At 65.3% G+C, this 21,091-nt stretch carries 21 protein-coding genes; 11 read left to right on the plus strand and 10 right to left on the minus strand.

All coding sequences use genetic code 11. From position 1 onward, the window contains the following. Positions 1–49 precede the first annotated feature (49 nt). Together AB8808_RS13690 and greB are read left to right on the plus strand one after the other, a co-directional pair. Positions 50–1,312: a DUF4013 domain-containing protein gene (locus AB8808_RS13690; RefSeq protein ID WP_369930229.1), complete on the plus strand. Its 1,263-nt coding sequence runs from the start codon at positions 50–52 to the stop codon at positions 1,310–1,312. Further along, positions 1,309–1,809, plus strand: a complete 501-nt coding sequence (gene greB, locus AB8808_RS13695; RefSeq protein ID WP_369930231.1) for a transcription elongation factor GreB — start codon at positions 1,309–1,311, stop codon at positions 1,807–1,809. The genes AB8808_RS13690 and greB overlap by 4 nt, the downstream gene beginning before the upstream one ends. Here the strand turns inward: greB and AB8808_RS13700 are convergent. Then, the gene (locus AB8808_RS13700; protein WP_369930232.1) at positions 1,800–5,348 is read right to left on the minus strand and encodes an ATP-binding protein; all 3,549 of its coding nucleotides are present in this window, start codon (positions 5,346–5,348) and stop codon (positions 1,800–1,802) included. The two genes, greB and AB8808_RS13700, sit on opposite strands and share 10 nt — an antisense overlap. Positions 5,349–5,457: 109 nt before the next feature. On the opposite strand from AB8808_RS13700, the gene AB8808_RS13705 reads away from it, so the two are divergent. Then, a complete protein-coding gene (locus AB8808_RS13705; RefSeq protein ID WP_369930233.1) occupies positions 5,458–6,111 on the plus strand; it encodes a response regulator in 654 nt (217 codons plus the stop codon). Here AB8808_RS13705 and AB8808_RS13710 read toward each other — a convergent pair. The 6 genes from AB8808_RS13710 to AB8808_RS13735 all read right to left on the minus strand — a co-directional run bounded on the left by AB8808_RS13710 (position 6,100) and on the right by AB8808_RS13735 (position 11,417). Beyond that, positions 6,100–6,888 (minus strand): DUF3025 domain-containing protein, encoded by a 789-nt coding sequence (locus tag AB8808_RS13710; RefSeq protein WP_369930234.1) that lies wholly within the window; start codon positions 6,886–6,888, stop codon positions 6,100–6,102. The two genes, AB8808_RS13705 and AB8808_RS13710, sit on opposite strands and share 12 nt — an antisense overlap. A gap of 4 nt (positions 6,889–6,892) precedes the next feature. After that, the gene (gene rimO / locus AB8808_RS13715; RefSeq protein ID WP_036140736.1) at positions 6,893–8,209 is read right to left on the minus strand and encodes a 30S ribosomal protein S12 methylthiotransferase RimO; all 1,317 of its coding nucleotides are present in this window, start codon (positions 8,207–8,209) and stop codon (positions 6,893–6,895) included. 35 nt (positions 8,210–8,244) lie between these two features. Then, entirely contained in the window at positions 8,245–9,171 is a 927-nt protein-coding gene (locus tag AB8808_RS13720; RefSeq protein WP_369930236.1) for an acyltransferase family protein, read from the minus strand. Between the two features lie 158 nt (positions 9,172–9,329). Beyond that, positions 9,330–9,725, minus strand: a complete 396-nt coding sequence (locus AB8808_RS13725; protein ID WP_369930237.1) for a hypothetical protein — start codon at positions 9,723–9,725, stop codon at positions 9,330–9,332. A 15-nt stretch (positions 9,726–9,740) separates the two neighbouring features. Next, entirely contained in the window at positions 9,741–10,262 is a 522-nt protein-coding gene (locus AB8808_RS13730) for a hypothetical protein (protein WP_369930238.1), read from the minus strand. Positions 10,263–10,349: 87 nt separating this feature from the next. After that, a complete protein-coding gene (locus AB8808_RS13735) occupies positions 10,350–11,417 on the minus strand; it encodes a serine hydrolase domain-containing protein (protein WP_369930239.1) in 1,068 nt (355 codons plus the stop codon). 166 nt (positions 11,418–11,583) lie between these two features. On the opposite strand from AB8808_RS13735, the gene AB8808_RS13740 reads away from it, so the two are divergent. The 4 genes from AB8808_RS13740 (at position 11,584) to AB8808_RS13755 (ending at position 14,209) form a co-directional block, all read left to right on the plus strand. Next, the gene (locus tag AB8808_RS13740; protein ID WP_369930240.1) at positions 11,584–12,372 is read left to right on the plus strand and encodes a helix-turn-helix domain-containing protein; all 789 of its coding nucleotides are present in this window, start codon (positions 11,584–11,586) and stop codon (positions 12,370–12,372) included. 71 nt (positions 12,373–12,443) lie between these two features. After that, on the plus strand, positions 12,444–12,833 hold the full coding sequence (locus AB8808_RS13745; protein ID WP_036140734.1) for a VOC family protein: 390 nt from the start codon (positions 12,444–12,446) through the stop codon (positions 12,831–12,833). Positions 12,834–13,127: 294 nt separating this feature from the next. After that, positions 13,128–13,799: a dienelactone hydrolase family protein gene (locus tag AB8808_RS13750; RefSeq protein ID WP_036140732.1), complete on the plus strand. Its 672-nt coding sequence runs from the start codon at positions 13,128–13,130 to the stop codon at positions 13,797–13,799. Beyond that, positions 13,796–14,209 (plus strand): HIT domain-containing protein, encoded by a 414-nt coding sequence (locus tag AB8808_RS13755; RefSeq protein ID WP_369930241.1) that lies wholly within the window; start codon positions 13,796–13,798, stop codon positions 14,207–14,209. The genes AB8808_RS13750 and AB8808_RS13755 overlap by 4 nt, the downstream gene beginning before the upstream one ends. Before the next feature lie 174 nt (positions 14,210–14,383). On the opposite strand, the gene AB8808_RS13760 is transcribed toward AB8808_RS13755, so the two are convergent. From AB8808_RS13760 to apbC, 3 genes are all read right to left on the minus strand, one after another. After that, a complete protein-coding gene (locus tag AB8808_RS13760; RefSeq protein ID WP_036140731.1) occupies positions 14,384–14,875 on the minus strand; it encodes a hypothetical protein in 492 nt (163 codons plus the stop codon). A gap of 83 nt (positions 14,876–14,958) precedes the next feature. After that, complete coding sequence (dcd, locus tag AB8808_RS13765; RefSeq protein ID WP_285401330.1) at positions 14,959–15,525, minus strand: dCTP deaminase; 567 nt, start codon at positions 15,523–15,525, stop codon at positions 14,959–14,961. A gap of 59 nt (positions 15,526–15,584) precedes the next feature. Then, a complete protein-coding gene (apbC, locus tag AB8808_RS13770; protein WP_369930242.1) occupies positions 15,585–16,670 on the minus strand; it encodes an iron-sulfur cluster carrier protein ApbC in 1,086 nt (361 codons plus the stop codon). Between the two features lie 186 nt (positions 16,671–16,856). Between apbC and AB8808_RS13775 the strand changes: the two genes are divergently transcribed. The 4 genes from AB8808_RS13775 to nth all read left to right on the plus strand — a co-directional run bounded on the left by AB8808_RS13775 (position 16,857) and on the right by nth (position 20,858). After that, a complete protein-coding gene (locus AB8808_RS13775) occupies positions 16,857–17,309 on the plus strand; it encodes a DUF2147 domain-containing protein (RefSeq protein ID WP_285401334.1) in 453 nt (150 codons plus the stop codon). 162 nt (positions 17,310–17,471) lie between these two features. Continuing rightward, a complete protein-coding gene (metG, locus tag AB8808_RS13780) occupies positions 17,472–19,589 on the plus strand; it encodes a methionine--tRNA ligase (RefSeq protein WP_369930243.1) in 2,118 nt (705 codons plus the stop codon). 25 nt (positions 19,590–19,614) lie between these two features. Further along, the gene (locus AB8808_RS13785) at positions 19,615–20,223 is read left to right on the plus strand and encodes an RnfABCDGE type electron transport complex subunit B (RefSeq protein WP_369930244.1); all 609 of its coding nucleotides are present in this window, start codon (positions 19,615–19,617) and stop codon (positions 20,221–20,223) included. Next, complete coding sequence (gene nth / locus AB8808_RS13790) at positions 20,220–20,858, plus strand: endonuclease III (RefSeq protein WP_369930245.1); 639 nt, start codon at positions 20,220–20,222, stop codon at positions 20,856–20,858. The genes AB8808_RS13785 and nth overlap by 4 nt, the downstream gene beginning before the upstream one ends. The last annotated feature ends 233 nt before the right edge of the window (positions 20,859–21,091 follow it).

Consider the following 21,091-nt stretch of genomic DNA (forward strand, 5'->3'; position numbering starts at 1 on the left):
ACGGCATATCGTTGCGTACACTTGTTCAGGAGATTCTTAAGGAGTAGCCATGCCGCGCCACGCCCTCGCCGATGCCGATACGCCCTTCCCGCAGCGAGCCCTGACCGGCTTCCGCTATCCGCTGGGCGGCGGTGCGCGCATGACCCTGGTGGCCGTCACGCTGCTGGAGTCGTTGTCGTTCCTGCCGGTGCTCGGGCTGAAGCTGCTGGTGATCTTCATCGGCTGGCTGGCGATCTACGTCTACGCCTTCGAGTGCCTGCGCCATACCGCCGACGGCTACGCCGATCCTCCGGAACTGGCGATCGACACGGAGGACAGCACGGGCGTGGCGCTGATCGTCATCCAGCTGACCGGCAACGCGGTGGCGGTGCTGGCGCCGTTGTTCCTCGGCATCCCCGGCCTGCTGGTGTCCCTGGTGTTCGCCTTCGTGCTGCCGGTGATCACCATGTCACTGACCTTCGACGGGGTGGGCGCGGCGCTCGATCCGCGCACCTGGGTGGAAGCGATCGGCCGCCTGGGCAGCGCCTACCTGTTGCTGTTCGCTATCGTGATGGCCACCAGCCTGCTGCAGGCAGGAGCCCAGTACGCGCTGAAGGACCACGGCCCGACCTTCATCGGCGTGCTCGGCTATTACGCCGTGGCCAATTACCTCACGCTCTACAATTTCCATCTCATGGGCGCACTGATCCACCACAGGCACGAGGCACTGGGTTACCAGCCAACGTCCGTCGCGTTGCGCGAGGCCGCCGAGCCCGACGACGATGATGCGCTGCTGGCGCACGTGAACCTGATCGCGTGCGACGACATCCCCAACGCGACCGACATCCTCACCGAACGCCTTCGGGAGGGTCTTGCACCGGCGCCGCTTCACGTTCGTTATCGTGAATTGCTGCGGGCACAGGATCGCCGGCCCGAACTGCTGGTGCATGCGCAGATCTGGATCGCCGCGCTGGTCGCCGCGCAGGAGACACGTCGCGCGCTGGGCGTGGTGCAGGACGGCGTGGAGGTCGATCCGGCCTTCCTGCCCGACGATCCACGTACCTGCGGGCCACTGGCGGACACCGCCGCGCACGGTGGGATGACCCGGCTGGGGCTGCACCTGGCCATGGGCTATCTGCACACCTGGCCCGGCGACATGGGCGCACCCCATTACGGGCTACTGGCGGTACGCCTGCACGATCGCCTCGGCGACACGCCGGCCGCCGCCACCCTCGCGCGGCAACTGCTCGCCACTTACCCGGATCATCCCTTGGCCCCCGATATCGCGACGCTGCTCGCCACGCTCGAAACCGCCCCCAAGGCGACGCCATGAGTCGCTGGCGCCCCCCCTCCCCCTCTTCCACCGCGATCATCACGCGAGAGGGATTCGAACGCCTGAAGGCCGAGCTGGACCACCTGTGGCACACGGTGCGGCCTGAGTTGGTCAAGGCGCTGGCCGCGGCCGCCGCCGAGGGTGATCGGTCGGAAAACGCCGAGTACACCTATCGGAAGAAGCAGCTCGGCGAGATCGACCGGCGCGCACGTTACCTGAGCAAGCGCATCCCGGCGCTCAAGGTGGTCGAGGCCGCGCCCTCGCAACGCGACGCCGTGTTCTTCGGCGCCACGATGACCCTGGAAAACGTGGAAAGCGGCGAGACGGTGCGTTATCGCATCGTCGGGCCCGACGAAACCGACGCCCGCAAGGGCTGGATCAGCATCGACTCGCCCATGGCCCGCGCGGTCCTGAAGAAACGCCTGGACGACGAGTTCGACGCGGAACTGCCGGGCGGGCGTACGCGCTTCGCGATCCTGGACGTGTCCTACGACTGAGCGTCCGTTGGGGCTTGCGTGTTCTGGCGGAGGCGAATCGCCAATCGCTCCAGGCCATCGGTAAACGTGGCGACGTCACCTGCGAACTCGTGAAGCGCAGCGATGTCGACGTCGGCGCCTTCGCGCAGCGCGAGTTCCATGCGTTCGCCCCGGGTACCCACCGGCGAGTGCCCGAACACGTGTACGCCCCCGAGCACGTGGTGGATCCAGCCGGCCACGGCCTCTGCCTGGGCATGCACGGCGACCGCATCCAGCCGCGCCAGCGCCTCGCGCGTGGCCTGCACGCCGGCATCGATGACGCTGGCGATGTTCTCGTCCGAACCGAACGCGCGACGCATCCGGCCCATGTCCACATCGGGTATTCCCTCGCCCGTGTCGCCGAGCCAGCGGGCCACGGCGGCGTGAAACGCTTCCAGCCGGATCGGCTTGCGCAGCAGGTCGTCCATGCCGGCGGCCCGGCACAGCTCGCGCTGCTCGGCACGCGCATCCGCGGTCATGGCCACGATGGGCAGGCGGCGTGCGCCGCCCGCCTCGCGACGACGTACTTCCTGCGCCACCGCATAACCGTCCATGCGCGGCATGTGGCAATCCACGAGCAGCAGGTCGTACGCCTGCGCGGCAAGCGCTTCGAGCGCAGCCACGCCGTCGTCGACGATGTCACAGCGGTAACCGCGCAAGGCCAGCTGCACCCGCACCAGTTCCTGGTTCACCGGATGGTCCTCCGCCAGGAGTATCCGTGCGTCGCGCGCGGGCACCGTCGGTGCGGACGCGTCGCCACCCTGCGCCTGCGAGGGCACGGGCATGTCGGCAATCATCAGTTCCAGGGTGACGGTGACCGTCGTGCCCTGCCCCGGCTCGCTCTCGATGAGGATGTGCCCGCCCATGCGCTCGACCAGTCGCCGGGCGATGGTCAGGCCCAGACCGGTGCCGCCAAAGCGGCGGGTGGTCGAGGATTCGGCCTGGCTGAACGGTGCGAACACGTGGCGCAGCTTCGCGGCATGAATGCCGATACCGGTGTCGCGCACGACGAAACGCAGGCGCTGGCGTGCGCCGTGGTGTTCGTCCACGTGCACCGCCATGAGCACCGAGCCTTCCGCCGTGAACTTGATCGCATTGCCCAGCAGGTTGAGCAACACCTGGCGCAGGCGCCCGTCGTCGACGGTGACGGCCGGGGCCAGCGCCGGATCGAACGAGGCTTCCAGGCGCAAGCCCTTGGATTCCGCCTGTGCCACCATGATCGCCATGGCACCTTCGACGATGCCGCGAGGATCGGCCGGGCGCGGGTCGAAGGTGAGGTGCCCGGCTTCGATCTTCGAGAAATCCAGCACGTCGTCGAGGATGTGCAGCAGGGCTTCCGCCGAGTGCTCGATGGTCGAGACCATCTTGCGCTGATCGGTATCCAGTGACGTGCGTTCCAGCACATCGAGCAGGCCGATCACGCCGTTCATCGGCGTGCGGATCTCGTGGCTGATCGTGGCGAGGAAATCGCTCTTGGCACGCGTGGCCGCCTCGGCTTCGTCGCGTGCATGCGCCATGCCGCGGGAGGCCAGTTCCTGCGCGGTCACATCCACCCAGTAACCGTTCCAGCGCACGCTGCCGTCGGCGGCTGCCAGCGGCACCGCGTCGGAACTGAGGTAACGCGTACGGCCGCCGACGTGCGCGCGCACGGTGACATGCAACGGCGTGAGCTCACGCGCCGAACGCTCGAACGCCGCGCGCAGCGCCTCACGGTCGTCTTCCGGCACGGGCGCCAGCATGGCCTCGCCCGCGGCCAGCAGCTGGCCGGGCTCCATGCCGAGGATGCTTTGCGGATCGCCACCCACGTAGGCCATGGCATAGGTGCCATCCAGACCGCGGACCGCTTCGTACACCACCGCGGGCACGTGTGCGGTGACCTCGGCGAGGCGCCGCTCCGTGCGTTCGCGCCGGCGTGTCTCGCGGCGCAGGTTGAGGTAGGCGTAGCTGATCGCGATCAGCGAGGCCAGCAACACCGCCACGAACGGCGCCACGCGCCCGGCGATCTCGCGCCAGGTGGGGCCGACCACGTAATGCGAGGCGAACCAGGTGTTGCGGATCTCCTGCTGGCGGTGCGTCGACAGGTTGACCAGCACGCGGTTGATCAGCGGCACCAGCGGCGCGAGCTCGCGCCGCACGCCGATGGCGATGGCCTCGTTGTCGCCCGTGGGCGCGGCCACCTTGAGCTGGCCGAGGAAGTTGTCGCGGATCAGGTAATCCACGGAGGCCAGGTTGCCGACGAACGCATCGCCCTCGCCCGCCGCCAGCCGGCGCAGGCCTTCCGCCTCGGTATCGACCGACACCACCTGGACGCCCGGGATGCGCGACAGCAGCCGGCGGATCGGCTCACGGGTGGTGTTGCCCAGCACCCGCTTGCCGGCGAGGTCATCGCGACCGGCGATGGTGGGCGCGCCTTCGCGCGTGACGATCATGATCGGGAAGTCGAGGTAGGGCACGCTCGGCTCCAGGAACGGTGCCGTGGCGCTCTGCGGATTGATCGCGGCCACGACGTCCACCTCGCCACGATGCACGCGCTCCACGGTGCCAGCCCAGTTCTCGCTGGGCACCTGGGTGACCCGGATGCCCAACTCCGCCGCGATCTCGCGCACGTAATCCAGGGACAGCCCTTCCGCCTCGCCCCGGCCGGTGATCAGGCTGAAAGGCGCATAGCTGGGGTCCACGCCCAGGCGCAAGGGCGGCAGCGCACGCAGCCAGTCCTTTTCCTTCTCGCTGAGGGGAATGCCGGCCTCGCGGGGGCGGGGGGCGATGTCGCGTCCGACCCAGCGCGCGCGCAGGCGGCCGTGGTCGGCGGCGGTGAGTTCGCCCAAGGCGTGATCGAGCGCCCGGCCCAGCGGTGCGCGTGACGCGGGCACCGCGAAGGCCAGTGCACTGATCGGCAATGCCACGGGGCTGCCCACCCGCAGTTCGTGGTCAAGGCGCAGGCGCGAGACGAATTCACGTGCCGAATAAGGGTTGTCCAGGTAGGCGTCCACGTCGCCGCGGCTGACCCGCCCCAGCGCCTCCGCCGTGGAGGCGGTTTCCACCAACGTCGTTTCGGGCAACTCGCGGCGCAGCGCGGCGATGTCGAAATACCCGGTGTGCACCGCCAGGCGCTTGCCACGCAGGTCACCCGGGCGGTGGGCGATCGGTGCGTCGACGCGCTCCACCAGCGCGGGGAGCGATTCGAAATACGTGGCGCCCACCCGGATACCCGGCATGCCCTGTTCGAGCGGAGTGACCGAGGTCGCCACGTCGATCTCGCCCTTGGCCAACGCGGCCAGCAGGGCCGGCCAGCTGGGGTATTCCCGCGTCTGCAGCGTCACGCCCAGCTCGCCGGCCAGCTCGCGCAGGTAATCGGGGCCCAGGCCTTCCAGCTCGCCGTCGCGCAGCTCCTCGAACGGCGGATAGCCCTCCGGATACGCGCCCACGATGAGCACCGGATGGTGGCGCAGCCATTCCGCGTCCGCGGGGCGCAACGGCACGTCCGGCATGGCCATGACCATGCGGGCGAGCACAAGCAGCATTAACGGGAGCAGGCGTCGGATCACACGGGAGGCTTCGTCAAGGTAACCTTCATGGGCATAATCGAGTCGAAGCCCGCTGTATCGCAACGTATTCAGGAGAACGCAAGGCATGCCACTCAAGGTCATTCTGGCAGACGATCACCCCCTCGTTCTTGTTGGGGGGCGGCTTGCGCTGGAGAACGCGCACATCGAAGTGGTCGGTGCGGCCAAGGCCGCGGACGAACTCCTGGCCATGCTGGCCGACCGCGCCTGCGATGTCGTCATTACGGATTTTCTCATGCCGAGCGATCGGCAGGACGATGGATTTCCCCTCCTGGAAACCATCAACCGGGATTATCCCCATGTCGCGCTCATCGTCCTGACGATGATCAACCGCCCGGCCGCCCTGCAATCCATGCTGGGGCGCGGCGCACGCGGCATCGTCGACAAGCGCGCCCCGATGGACGAACTGGCCACGGCCGCGCGCGCCGTCGCGGACGGTGAAACCTACCTCAGCGAAACCCTGCTCGACATCCTCAACGAGGCCGACGACACCTCGGTGGCCATGCCGGGCGCGCCGCTGTCGCCGCGCGAAACGGAAGTCATCCGCGCCTTCGTCGCCGGCATGTCGCTGCAACAGATCGCCGACCGCGAAGGCAAGTCAGTAAAGACCATCAGCCGGCAGAAGCGCGACGCCATGCGCAAGCTGGGCGTCGACCACGACAGCCTGCTGGGCGACTACGTGCGCGACCACGGCCTGGCCGATCCAGCGTCAAAGCGGTAACGGATACGTCCGACCTTCGCGCAGGGGCTGGAAACACGGTGCCGTCGTGTAGAACGACGGCCGATCCGTATCGACATGCCAACCGGGAACGCCGGACACGGGCAGTGGCCTCAGTTCCTGCGGATCGTTGAGAACGCTGCCGGCGGCGATGGCGTCCGCACAGATCGCCCGCGCATCGCCCTCGCCCATCACCACGAGGGCCTTGCCGACCAGCAGCTTGCCGGGCGTGAGTGCGTGCTCAAGCAAGGCATGACCGAACACCTCGACGCGGGCCCCGCCAGTCAGCCACGCTTCGCGGTACGTCCAGAACAGCGTGGTCCAGTCGTGGGCATCCCAGGCCGCCAGCATGGCCGGCTCACGCAGCGTGACGATCATCCCCGCCTCGTCGAAATGCGTCAGGGCGCATTGCGGCCGTGAGCGCTCCCGCCGCCCCATCACGGCGATCTCCGCCATCTGCCGCGCATTGAGCGCGCGTTTCAGCGCCGGATAGCGCAGCCATACCAGGGCGTTGATCAGGTCGTGCCAGTTGTCCGGCCGCGTGGCGATGGCACGGCGATGCGCGATGCGTTCCTCGTAATGCAGGCCGTCGTCGAGCAGCGCCTTGTCCTGGGTGACGAAATGCACGTCGGCGTCTGCCGGCAGCAGCGCGTTCAGGGCTGCGATATCGGGCCACGCCTCCCCACCCAGCAGCGTGGCGTAGTCGCGCCAGCACGACAGCGGCGGCGACGCGAGCACGCTCCGCTCGAGCGATTGCCGCGTCGGCGCCACGTACCGCATGGGCTCAGGCCAGGCGACCGTAGAGGTCGTGAGCGTCGGCTTCCTCGACCAGCACGTCGACGAACTGGCCGGGCTTGAGCAGCTGGCCGTCGTCGATGCGCACGGCGCCGTCGATTTCCGGCGCATCGGCACTGGAGCGACCCCACGCGCCGTCGGCGTCGATCTCGTCGATCAGCACCTTGATGGTCCGGCCCACCTTGCGCTGCAGCTTGGCCGCGGAAATCTCCGCCTGCACCGCCATGAACTGTTCCAGGCGGTCTTCCTTCAGTTCCTCGTCGATCTGGCCCGGCAGGTCGTTGGCCTTCGCGCCATCCACCGGCGAATAGGCGAACGCGCCGACGCGATCCAGCTCGGCTTCACGCAGGAATCCGAGCAGCTCCTGGAATTCCTGGTCCGTCTCGCCGGGGAAGCCGACGATGAATGTGCTGCGGATGGTGAGGTCGGGCACCTCGCGGCGCCACGCCTGCACGCGCTCCAGGGTGCGCTCGACGTTGCCGGGGCGCTTCATCAGCTTGAGGATGCGCGGGCTGGCGTGCTGGAACGGGATGTCCAGGTACGGGAGGATCTTGCCCTCCGCCATCAGCGGCATGATCTCGTCCACGTGCGGGTACGGGTAGACGTAGTGCAGGCGGGTCCAGATGCCCAGCTCGGACAGGCCCTGGCACAGCTCAGTCATGCGCGTGCGATAGGCCTTGCCGCGCCACTCGCGCTCGGCGTAGCGCACGTCCACACCGTAGGCGCTGGTGTCCTGCGAGATGACCAGCAATTCCTTCACCCCGCCCCGCGCCAGCTTCTCGGCTTCGATCAGCACCTCGTCCACCGGGCGGCTCACCAGGTCGCCACGCATCGAGGGAATGATGCAGAAGCTGCAACGGTGGTTGCAGCCCTCGGAAATCTTCAGGTACGCGTAGTGCTTGGGCGTCAGTTTGACCCCGGTGTCAGGCACCAGGTCGAGGAAGCGGTTGCGCACCGGCGGGATGGCCTGATGCACCGCGCTCATCACGCTGGCGTAATCCTGCGGACCGGAGATGGCCAGCACCTCGGGATAGCTTTCGCGGATCAGCTCGGATCGCTTGCCCAGACAGCCGGTAACGATCACCTTGCCGTTCTCGTGGAGCGCCTCGCCGATGGCGTCGAGCGACTCCTGCACCGCCGAGTCGATAAAGCCGCAGGTGTTGACCACCACGGCATCCGCCTCGCCGTAGCTGGGCACGATCTCGTAGCCCTCGACCTTCAGCTGGGTGAGGATGCGTTCGGAATCGACGAGGGCTTTCGGGCAGCCGAGGCTGACGAAACCGACTTTGGGAGCGGCCTGGGACATTGCCGTGGGTACCGGGGGTGTAGGGAAGCCGGGCATTATAGCGGGTCGGCGGCGGCAGGGCCGGACGGCCTTTCACATTCGGATCGCCGGCCAGGCTTGAAGCGTAAGGCTTTCTTTTCCACGAGGTGCCAGGAGGCGGCCGCCAGGGCGAGGGTCACGGGAAGGGTCACGGACAGCAGCGCAAGGTAAGGCATTTGCCGCCCCATGAGCGCCACTCCTATTTGCTGCACGGGCCATGCGTAGATGTAGATGCCATAGGAGAGATCGCCGATTCCTGGAATGTCGCGCAGGCCGGCCCATGACCGGACGCCAATCGCAACCGTCAGCACGGGAACGACGAGTGCGAGACCAAGTTTGGTCTGATCGATATGCACAAGCACACAGCCTGTGACCAGGAACGACAGGGTCGGCAGCGGTTTGCGGAGGTACGGATAGGCCCTGAGCAGGCTTCCCGCGGCGAAGAACAAACCGAAGCACGCCAGGATACTTTCTCCGGACTGCAGGCCTGAAAGCACGAAATAGACGAAAATTCCCACCGCCAGCACGATGGAAGGATGTCGCGTTGCGACGCCAGCAACAAGAAGCAGAGCGTAACAGTAGACCTCGTACGGAATCGTCCAAAGCGATCCATTGGCGAGGTGCCTGGGATTTCCGGGAAACCCCGTCAATCCAAGCGCAGCGATCACTGCCAGGGTCAGCGGAATCGACACGCAAAGAGCCGGCACGATCCGGAGGGCGCGACGTGCCGCAAAGCGACGAATATCGGGATCTTTAAGCCAGCTGGCAGTGACTAAATAACCGCTGATCGAAAAGAAGATGAGCACGCCAAGGTTGCCGAACGAATGTTCCCCGACGAATATGGGTTCGGGGCGGCCGGAAAGCGCGAACTGATGGCTGATCAGCACGAGGAAGGCGCCGAGCAGCCTCAGTGCATCAAAATTGTTGCGCTGACCATGGGCCATTCTTATCCCTTCGACGCCCGTCGAAACCAGATGTCACAGAGTAAGGCAATTCGCTTGCCTCACCAGCAGCCGGTAGGTGTCGAGTACCCCAGGGGCAAACCAACGAAACGAAGCCGACTCTCGGCGATGAAATAGGAAAGGTTCTCAGTGGTGGCCGCTCAAGGTCTGTCATTTGTCGAGATCATGCGGTAAGCGCCAGATGTAAAACGAGTCTTCGTCAATGAACGCTGATCCGGCTTGGTACATTCATCGCCGAACAAGCTTAAAACGGTCACGGCGCGAGTGGGTGTCACTTGTTCCAGGATAACGCGACCATAAGGAGAGCCAGCGGTCGCTTGGAGGCGCGTTCCAACGGCCAGACCGTCGTTAGCACCGTGATCCAGTTCCAGCCGATACCGGCACTCGAGTAGATCGACGTGTTTATCTTGCAACGGCTTGGCTGAGATCACGCCGACTTCCAGCGGCACTTCGCGAATCAGCGACCGCTGAGCACGTGGCAGGATAGGCATGCCGTATGCCTTGCGCCCCTCATCTCCCTCACGCATGAGGAACATGCCCCGTGCGTCCTGTCACGGCTCATAACCCAAATTCACCGCGCTGACGAATGCGGGAATTTCTTTCTCGGAGATCATGTACATGCGATCTCCCCAGGCGACAGGCACTAAGTGGTCAGCAAAGCCAATACCCTTTTCATCGTTGGGCTCCTCATACTTCAGCAGCAGACTGCCGTCCGCTTGTGGGATCACCGCTCCCTTGTTGGTTGTGTAGGTACCAAGGCATCCCTGCCATGTAGCAGCAACACCGGAATGGGGCGCGAGAGATAAGGATACGTTTGCGCCAAGGCCATCGCCGAAATAATAGTCACCAGCCCAGGAAATTCGTGGTTTCGTGTTCGCATTTTCTTCGTCTATAGCGACTCGCTGTGCGTCAACGGCGTGCTGGAAGGCCTCTTGTGTCGCAGCGCCCTGGGGCTTACCCGGCTGAGGTGAAGAGGGATTGGCATGAGCTGCACGGGCAAGGGATGCGCCGATGACCAGCGGCAAAAATAACAAAGGCAGAAAATGTTGGCGGCGCCGCATAAGCGAGTACATGGCCCCTGTCTCCCATTAGCTCGAAGCATCTAAACGAAGTCATCCACGTTTTCCGCCCGCGAGACGGGCAATCGCCTGACCGGACGATTACCGTGGCACGGCGATGACCTGTACCGAATTGACCAGGGTCCCCGACCACACATCATCACGGTTTCCGTTGGTCAGATACACGATGACGTAATGATCTTCCAGGTTTGCGCTGTACAGGATTCTGACACGGACCTTCGTACCGCCGTCATGGCCCACCTCGTGCCAGCGCCCTTCTTCACCGTAGTCCCAACCGGATGCAAAGCCGCCCTGATTCCCGTGGGGGAACTGGTATAAATGCCAGTGTTTCACTAGTGCGGCTTGCGAAACGAGTTTGCCATCGGCAATCGCGGATATGAACGTACCCATGTCCGCTAGTGTTGAGACGATGCACCCCTCGGCGATGGCGTAGTCGGGCCAGTGCACAGCCGGGTCGATGACGGCGCGACCGTTTTCCGCGTGGTAACTCTCGACCATACCCGGAGGGGAATGCGATATATCCAGCGAGGTGTGAAGCAAGCCCAGACGCTGGATGATCCGCTCTTCGACCAAGGCCCGATAAGGCTTGTGCGTGACGTTCTGAAGAACCGCCTCGAGGACGAGATAGTTCGTTCCAGAGTAGCGCGTCTGCACATCGGGGGCCGACGTGACAGGCATGGTGCTTACGGCCGCAAAAGCCGCATCGAGTGTCGGAGGAAACGGCCGATCCAGATGCTGCGGGTCAAAGAAATTCGGCAAGCCCGTCACGTGGCTCATGAATTGCTCAATGCGAATGGAACGCCACGCAAAGGGAAGGTTAGGGACGTAACGCGAAGCAGGTGCGGTCAAGTCGATCTTGCCCTCTTCCGCAAGCTGCAGGACCAGCGTGTTAGTGAACAGCTTGCTCACCGAATAAATGGGGAATGGTGTTTCCCGAGTGATGGGCTTTCCGCCACCCATGACCACCGTACCTGTGGTCCCTTCGTAGATAAGCTCACCGTTGTGGGTCACTCGTACCGCTTGGGCCGGAATGCCGTGACCCAAGGCATTGGCCTTCAGCTGCGCGTCAAGAGCGCCTTGCAGATCGCTGGCGCGCCCAGGGCCGGCGGCCGCGAGCCAGGCAACAGCAATGAAAAGCCATGTCTTCATTATTTCATCCTGAAGGTCAGGAGCATAAGCATGCCATAGGCACCCATCGCACGGCGGTTAATAGCGAGGCGCCCCAAGCTAGACGTAGATAAACTGCGATTCGGGCAGCCAAAGCTGACGAAAGCGACCTTGGGAGCGGCCGGGCACATACCGTAGACTTTCGCGCATGCCATGGCCATCGGACTATCAGGAACAGCTTCTCCCAGTCCGCCTTTCGGAGGCGATCGAAGCGGAGTGGACTTTCACGGCGTCCACTGAAGGTACGCACATCGTCCTTCCGGATGGCCGGATGGACCTCATCGTCGCTTTCCGGGGCGATGGAGGGAGCGGACTCGCTAATGTGAAATTGCTGATCGTCGGACCCGCCCGGCGTTGGGCGGAGGTCGCTGTGTCGGCTGGCGACCGCTTCCTGGGCGTACGTTTCCGGCCTGGATGGGGTGGGCTATGCCTCGGCATCGCTCCTGCCTCGATTACTGACAACGCTTTGGTCGGCGAAGCAGCCGAAGCTGCACTCGGCGCGGACGGCATAACGATCGGCGCCGCTCGAACGCCATCCGCACTGGCGGCTGCATTGAGTGCTTGCGCGCATCGGCGAGCGGCCCTGGTGCAGCGACCTGACGCGACGATCCGACGTGCAATCACCGTCATTCAGGCATCCGGTGGACGCCTCCGGCTCGATGAGGTCGCCCGCGTTGTCGGCGTGCCGGAAAGAACGCTGAGACGTCAGTTGACACTTGCACTAGGACTGTCGTTCAAGGCGTTTTCCGCAGTCGTGCGCTTCCAGCGCGCCATGCGACTCCTCAACGACGCGTCAGCGCCGCTCGTTCCGGCCCATGCAGCGATCGAAAGCGGCTACAGCGACCAGGCTCACATGACGCGTGAGTTTCGGCGCCATGGGGGTTTTACTCCCGGCAGCCGGCCGCCGCTGGTGCTGGTCGGCATGTCGATCGAATGACGTGGCCGATTTATTCAAGCAGGGCGACGTGAAGCGCCCTACGCTACACGCCATCACCACGGGAGATTACGATGCGCTTGGGCTATACGATCATTTACGTGCCGGACGTCGCGGCGACGGTGGAATTCTACGAACGCGCCTTCGGCCTGCAACGTCGCTTCGTCCACGAGAGTGGCTTGTATGCGGAGATGGCGACCGGCGAGACCACGCTCAGTTTCGCCGGCGAATCGATGGCGGAACTCAACGGCGTCGCCATTCGTCCGAATAGCCGGAGCGAGCTTTGTGCCGGCTTCGAGATATGCCTTGTTACCGAGGCACCCGAGCAGGGTTATAGCCAGGCCGTCGAAGCAGGTGCATTGGCGCTCAAGGCGGTCGAGGCAAAGCCCTGGGGCCAGCGCGTCGGGTACGTGCGAGATATCAACGGGTGCCTGGTTGAAATCTGTTCACCCATGGCGGGGTAAGACCTTCGCCTCAGTGGATCCAGCCCAACCTCTCACAGATCGACGCGGCTATAAGCACGAATGCCAGAAACGTCGTGATGCCACAAAGTCGCCGCGTTACTGGCGTCTTCGGGACATGTTTCAGGAGAGCGAAAATAACCCCGCCCGCCAGCACTGCGCACCCGATCATGAGGGCTTTTACGTAAGATATCGCGATATCTACTTCGTCGTTGCTGTCCGGCACCGCCCCGCACATCCCGGCGACATGCCTACAGGTTACCCTTGTCTCCTTACCCACTCTTCCGGAGACCTCCCATGGGCCGCACGCTTATCCTCGATACCTCCCGCCCGCCCGAGAGCATGGACGCCTACATCGCCGAGCCCGCTGGTACCCCGAAGGGCGGCATCGTGGTGATCCAGGAGATCTTCGGCGTCAACGCCCATATCCGCAGCGTGGCCGACCGCTTTGCCGCCGAGGGCTATGTCGCCATCGCCCCGGCACTGTTCGACCCCGTGGAAAAGGACGTGGAGCTGGGCTACGACCAGGACGGCATGCAGAAGGGCATCAAGCTGATCGGCGAACTGGGCCTGCTGCGCCCGCTCCAGGATGTCGCCATCGCCGCCAAGCTGATCGCCGACCAGTACAAGGTCAAGGTGGGTACGGTGGGCTACTGCTGGGGCGGCACCGTCGCGGCACTGGCGGCGCTGCGCCTGGGCCTGCCCTCGTCCAGCTACTACGGTGCGCGCAATGTGCCGTTCCTGAGCGAGCCGGCCAAGGCCAACGTGATTTTCCACTTCGGCGAGCGCGATCACTCCATCCCGCCGGACATGGTGGAAAAGCACCGTGAGCTGAAGCCGGAGATGGATACCTGGGTCTATCCGGCCGACCACGGCTTCAATTGCGATGTCCGCGGCAGCTACGACGAGCCGAGCGCCAAGCTGGCCTGGGAACGCACCCTGGCGTTCTTCGCCCGCGAACTGGCATGACCGACGGCTTCACCCTCGATGCCCGGCTGGCCGGCGACACCCTTGTCGTCGGCGACCTGCCATTGAGCCGTGTGCTGCTGATGCGCGACGCGCGGTACCCCTGGCTAGTGCTGGTGCCGCGCAAGGCCGACAGGATCGAGGTGTCGGACCTGGATGCGGACGACCAGGCCCGGCTCTGGCAGGAAGCCAGCCTGGCCGGCACCGCCCTGCGCGCCGTGGCGCCGTGCGAGAAGCTCAATATCGGCGTGCTGGGCAATATCGTCCGGCAACTGCACGTCCATGTAGTGGCGCGCAACGCCGGCGATGCGGCGTGGCCGGGGCCGGTGTGGGGCTTTGGCCAGGCCGAAGACTATCCGCCCGGCGAGGCCGAGCGACGGATCGAAGCACTGAGGGAAGCGCTGGGATTGTAGCCAGCGTCAAGCCTGCCGCTGGCACCGAGTCTGTTACCAGCCCAGCCCAGCGCCAGCCGATGACCTATCTGGCGTATCGCCGAAACGACAACGGGGCAGATGCCAATGGCACCTGCCCCGTCTTCCGCGCTACAAGCTCGCTAAGAACTCGCGACGAGCCGTCGCCTTTGGCGTTTACGGCTGGGTCTGCGGGTTGTAGGCGCCGCTGGCGGCGTCCTTGCCCTGCATGCGATCCGGCAGGTTGGCCTTCTGCGGGGTGTCCTCGAGCTGGCGGGCCTTCTCTTCCACGGCGTTCAGGCGGGTGAGCTCGCCCTTCTTGTCGTAGTACACGGCAAAGCCGTAATCCAGCTGCATGCGGGCCATGAAGCCGAGATGGATGTCACGGATCTTGGAGTCGTCGCTGGGGATCAGCAGCACCGTCTTGGGCAGCTTGCCCTGGTCTTTCAGGTAGGCGAAGTGGCTGCCGGTGTCGGCCGCGGAAAGCACGGCGTTGTCGACGACGAACTGGCCGCTCTTGTAGGCCTTGATGGTGACGTCGAACTGGCCTTGCTCGGTTGGCACGTGGTCGCTCTTGGAGACGCCACGATGGCAACCGCCCAGCACGAGCAGGCTGGCAAGCAGAACCGCGGCGGCGGCGCGGGACAGGAGGGTGGTAACTCGGATCATGCGTGTCTCCGTGGATCGGCGTTCATGAAGAGGGAAAGTTTACCCCGCGCCTTTCTCGCGCGCGGCTGGGACGGCACGGGCGTTCAGGTACTCGGCAGGGTCACGCCCCGCTGGCCCTGGTACTTGCCGCCGCGATCGGCATAGGACACCTCGCACTCTTCGTCGGACTCGAGGAACAGCATCTGCGCGACGCCTTCGTTGGCGTAGATTTTCGCGGGCAGCGGCGTGGTGTTCGAGAACTCCAGCGTGACGTGGCCTTCCCACTCGGGCTCGAGCGGCGTCACGTTGACGATGATGCCGCAGCGCGCGTAGGTGCTCTTGCCCAGGCAGATCGTCAGCACCTGGCGCGGAATGCGGAAATATTCCACCGTGCGGGCCAGAGCGAACGAGTTGGGCGGGATGATGCAGACATCCGACTTGATGTCCACGAAGCTACGCTCGTCGAACGCTTTCGGGTCCACGATGGTGGAGTTGATGTTGGTGAACACCTTGAATTCGTCGGCGCAGCGCACGTCGTAGCCATAGCTGGAGGTGCCATAGGAGACCAGCCGATGGCCGTCGCGCTCCTTCACCTGACCGGGCGCGAAGGGCTCGATCATGCCGTGCTGCCCGGCCATGCGGCGGATCCACTTGTCGGACTTGATGCTCACGTGCTGTCTCCCTCGCTGGAGCCGGAAAGGTATAGGAACGTCGTCGAAGACGCCACTTCTCAGGTGTTCTGGATGACGATCTTGGGGAACGAGATCGCCTTGTTGCGCGCCTGCAGCGACAGCTTCGCCGCCGTGGAGCGGGCGATGGCGCGATAGCGCTCCGCCAGGTCCGAGGTGGGGATGGCGGCCACGGTGGGCGTGCCCTCGTCGGCCTGCTGGCGGATACGGATATCCAGCGGCAGGTCGCCGAGGAAGGCGATGCCCGCCTCCGCGGCCATGCGCGCGCCGCCGCCGTGCCCGAAGATGTGTTCCTCGTGGCCGCAGGCGGAGCAGATATGGGTGGCCATGTTCTCGATGACGCCCAGCACCGGCACTTCCACCTTGCGGAACATGCCCAGCGCCTTGCGCGCATCCAGCAGGGCGATGTCCTGCGGGGTGGTGACGATCACCGCGCCGGAGACGGGCACCTTCTGCGACAGGGTGAGCTGGATGTCGCCCGTGCCGGGCGGCAGGTCGATGACCAGGTAGTCCAGGTCGTCCCAGCGGGTGTCGTTGAGCAGCTGCATCAGCGCCTGGGTGACCATCGGGCCGCGCCAGATCATGGGCGTGTCCTCGTCGATCAGAACGCCGATGGACATGGCCTGCAGGCCGTGGGCCAGCATCGGCTGGATGCTCTTGCCGTCCGGCGACACGGGCTTGCCGGTCAGGCCCAGCATGCGGGGCTGGCTGGGGCCGTAGATGTCGGCATCGAGGATGCCGACGCGGGCACCTTCGGCGACCAGGGCCAGCGCCAGGTTGACCGACACGGTGGATTTGCCCACGCCGCCCTTGCCGGAGGCCACGGCGATGATGTTCTTCACGCCCGGCATGGGCGCCAGCTGACCCTGCACCTTGTGCGGGTGCACCCGCCAGCCGACCGAGACGGCCGCCGCGGCGATGCCCGGCTCGGCTTCGAGCGCCTCACGGGCCTGCGTCGTGGCCTGCTCCACATAGCCGACGGCGGGGTAGCCGAGCTGGATATCGACGGACACGCGGTCGCCATCGACGCCCACGGCGCGCACGGCGGCGCTGAGCGACTGGCCCGAATAGGGGTCGATGACGCGGTCGAGGACACCGCGCACGAGGGTTTCGCTGGGCTGGGTCATGGGGGATGTTGAGCAAAATCGAAGATCGCCCATTATGCCAGCTAGCGGGGTGACACCGGACCGTCGGCACCCGCTTCCCGTCCATCCTGCCCTTGTCGGCGCATCTGGCGCGGTGCAGCTTGACGGCGTCGATGGCCCTCGTCAGGCTCCGGCCATACCTTACCGTATGGGGAGTACCGCAAACTTATGAAGTCCATGATCCGCGCCGCCCTAGGTCTCGCCCTCGTTGCGAGCGCTCTCCCCGCCTTTGCCGCCACCGACAGCCCGGTCGGCAAATGGAAGACGATCGACGACACCACCAAGGAAGTGAAGTCCATCGTCGAGATCACCGAGGGCGCCAACGGTCAGCTGGAGGGCAAGGTGCTGCAGGTGCTCAAGTCCGATCATGGCCCGCATCCCGTCTGCGCCCAGTGCGACGGCGAGCGGAAGAACAAGCCCATCGAGGGTATGACCATCATCTGGGGCCTGAAGAAGGACGGTGACAACGAGTGGTCGGGTGGCCAGATCCTCGATCCGGCCAAGGGCAAGATCTACAAGCTCACCGTGAAGCTGGAGAACGGCGGCAAGACGCTCGACGTCCACGGCTATATCGGTTTCTCGCTGATCGGGCGTAGCCAGGATTGGGTGCGGGTGGAATAAAGCGGGTGGAATGAGGGGGAGCGCGATAGGGCACGGCTATAAGGGCATCGCGCACATCGTGCGCTCCTACGGACGCTTCGCAAGGAAGGCGGGTGCCCGCGAAAAACCGCCTGACCGCGCCCCATGCCATAATCGCGGGCCCCGAAGCCGACCGCGATCCTCATGGCCCGCCGCATCCTGGTTACCAACGCCCTTCCCTACGCCAATGGCCCGCTGCACCTGGGCCATATGCTCGGCTACATCGAAGCCGACATCTGGGCGCGGGCGCAGCGGATGCAAGGCAACGAGGTGTGGTATGTCGCCGGCGAGGACGCCCACGGCACCCCGATCATGCTGGCCGCCGAGAAGGTCGGGCTGACACCGGAGGATTACATCGCCGGCATCCGGGCGTCGCACGAAGCGGACTTCACCGACTTCCATTTCAGCTATGACCAGTACCACACCACGCACTCCCCGGAGAACCGGGATATCGCGACGGCCATCTACACGCGCCTGCGCGACGCCGGCTACATCGCGCGCCGGGATATCCAGCAGCTGTACGACCCCACGCGGGACATGTTCCTGCCGGACCGCTACGTCAAGGGCACCTGCCCCAAGTGCGGCACGCCCGACCAGTACGGCGACAACTGCGAGAACTGCGGGGCCACCTACGCGCCCACCGATCTGCTGAATCCCTATTCGGTGATGTCGGGTGCCACCCCGGTGCTGCGCGATTCGGAGCACTACTTCTTCGAGCTGGGCAAGTTCGAGCAGCTGCTGCGCGACTGGTTCGCGGGCAAGTTCACCAAAGGCAAGCCCACCGCCGACAGCGGCGTCGTGGCCAAGCTGGCGGAATGGATCGACGGCGGCCTGCGCGACTGGGATATATCCCGTGACGCGCCCTACTTCGGCTTCCCGATTCCCGACGCACCGGGCAAGTTCTTCTATGTCTGGCTGGACGCGCCGGCCGGTTACCTCGCCGCATTCAAGGCCCTGTGCGATCGCACGGGCCTGGTCTTCGACGATTTCCTGCGCGCCGACAGCACGGCCGAGATGCATCACTTCGTCGGCAAGGACATCATCAATTTCCACGGCCTGTTCTGGCCGGCCATGCTGCACGGTGCGGGCATGCGCGTGCCGACCGCGCTGCATACCAACGGCTACCTGACAGTCAACGGCGCCAAGATGTCCAAGTCGCGCGGCACCTTCATCCAGGCGCGCACCTTCCTGGATGTCGGCCTGGACCCCGAAGCCCTGCGCTACTACTTCGCCACCATGCTCAGCCCGCAGCCGGTGGACGTCGATCTCGACCTGAAATCGTTCGAGGAACGCGTCAACTCGCACCTGGTCGGCAAGTGGGCCAATATCGCCAGCCGTACCGCGGGCTTCCTGCACACGCATTTCGCCGGCACATTGTCCGATCGCTTCGACCCCGAGGCGTCCGCGCTGTGGACCGACCTGCTGCGGCAGTACGACGGTATCGATGCACTCTACGAGGCCGATGAGTACGCGGAAGTCACCCGGCGCTTCGTGGCCATGGCCGACGCGGTCAACGGCTATATCGCGGCGAAGGCGCCCTGGGTGATCGCCCGTGACGAGACGCGCCGCGACGAGTTGCACCAGGTGTGCTCGTTCGCGATCAACGCCTTCCGCCTGCTGTCCGGGCTGCTCAAGCCGATCCTGCCGACCACGGTCGCCGCCGCCGAGGCCTTCCTCGGCGCGCCCATCGCCAGCTTCGACGATGCGCGGCGCGAGTTGTTCGGCCATACCGTGAACGCGTTCTCGCCGCTGTTCTCGCGTCTGGATCCGAAGAAGATCGCCGCGATGGTGGACGCCTCGAAGGAGTCGCTGTCCCCCTCCGAGCAGGCCCGCGAAGCCGTGGCCGAAGCCAAACCGTCCAAGAAACCCAAAGAAAACACCAAGCCCATGACCGAAGCCACGCCTGCCAACACCGCCACCGACACCGCCGCCACCGTCTCCATCGACGATTTCGCCAAGCTCGACCTGCGCATCGGCAAGGTGCTGGCCTGCGAGTTCGTCGAAGGATCGGACAAGCTGCTGCGTTTCGAACTGGACGCCGGCCCGCTGGGCACGCGGCAGATCTTCTCCGGCATCCGCGCGGCTTACGCGGAGCCGGAAAAACTCGTCGGTCGCAGCGTGGTGTTCATCGCCAACCTCGCCCCGCGCAAGATGCGCTTCGGTCTGTCGGAAGGCATGATCCTGTCCGCTGGCGATGGCGGCGCGGATCTGTTCCTGCTGGATGCCGACCAGGGTGCGGCACCGGGCGCCACCGTCCGCTGATCCGCCCACCGGCCGCGCGCCAGCCATGACGCCAACGCTCGCCGATCGCATCGACGCCCTCCTGCCGCAGACCCAGTGCGAGCAGTGCGGTTTCCACGGCTGCCGTCCCTACGCGGAAGCCATCGCCGCGGACGCGGCGGGTATCGATCGCTGCCCGCCCGGCGGCGCGGCGGGTATTCGCCGGCTGGCCCATCTTCTGGATCGCCCGGTCGTGCCGCTGGACCCCGCTCACGGCGTGGAAAAGCCGCGTACGCTGGCACGCATCGTCGAAGCCGACTGCATCGGATGTACCAAGTGCATCCAGGCGTGCCCGGTGGACGCCATCGTGGGCGCCTCGAAGGTGATGCACACGGTGCTCAGCGACCTCTGCACCGGATGCGAGTTATGCGTACCCGCCTGCCCGGTCGATTGCATCCGACTCGATCCCATGCCTGCTCCGCAAGCCGAGGATCCCCGGCACGCGGATGCCGCGCGACGGCATTTCCAGCGCCGGGAGGCCCGGCTTGCCCGCGAACGCGCCGAGCGCGAACGCCAACTGGCGGCGAGCAAGGCCGACGTGGCCGCACCCGCCGCACGCAACGCGGTGCTCGAGGCCCTCGCCCGGGCCAGGGCACGGAAGAAGGACAGCCCGTGAAGAAAGCCGATGTGGTCGAGATGTTCAGCCGCCTGCGCGAGCTGAATCCGCATCCGAAAACCGAACTGGCGTACACCACGCCGTTCGAGTTGCTCGCCGCCGTGGCGCTGTCGGCCCAGTCCACGGACGTGGGCGTGAACAAGGCCACGCGCAAGCTGTTTCCCGTGGCCAATACGCCGCAGCAGATCCTCGACCTGGGCCTGGACAAGCTCAAGCCGTACATCAGCACGATCGGCCTTTACAACAACAAGGCGAAAAACCTGATCGCGATGAGCCAGATCCTCGTCGACCGCTACGCGGGTGAGGTACCGAAGTCACGCGAGGCCCTGGAATCGCTGCCCGGCGTCGGGCGGAAAACCGCGAACGTGGTGCTCAACACCGCCTTCGGCGAACCGACCATCGCCGTGGACACGCACATCTTCCGCGTCGCCAACCGCACCGGGCTCGCTCCAGGTCCCGACGTGCGCAAGGTCGAGGACAAGCTGGAGAAGGTCATCCCGGCGGAGTTCATCCAGGATGCCCACCATTGGCTGATCCTGCACGGACGCTACGTGTGCAAGGCGCGGAAGCCGGAATGCCCGAGCTGCGCGATCGTGGATCTTTGCGCCTACAAGCAGAAGACGAAAGCGGCCTGACCGGATGCGCCCGACGGGGGAAGGTTGATGCGCCGGAACGGGGGATCGTTGATGCGCCGGACCGGGGCAATGCGCGACGCGCCCGACGGAATCCGTGCGTAGGAGCGCACGCACGTGCGCGAACCCTCAGCGCCGCTAAAGCGAACGAAGCCATGCACCCATAGCCGCCGGCGTTTCCGAACGCCAAACGAAGCAAAAAGCAGGAAGCAAAACGCCGGCTATTGCCGGCGTTT

The sequence above is a fragment of the Xanthomonas sp. NCPPB 2632 genome (genome assembly GCF_041228075.2).
In the GTDB taxonomy this organism is placed as follows: Bacteria; Pseudomonadota; Gammaproteobacteria; order Xanthomonadales; family Rhodanobacteraceae; genus Luteibacter.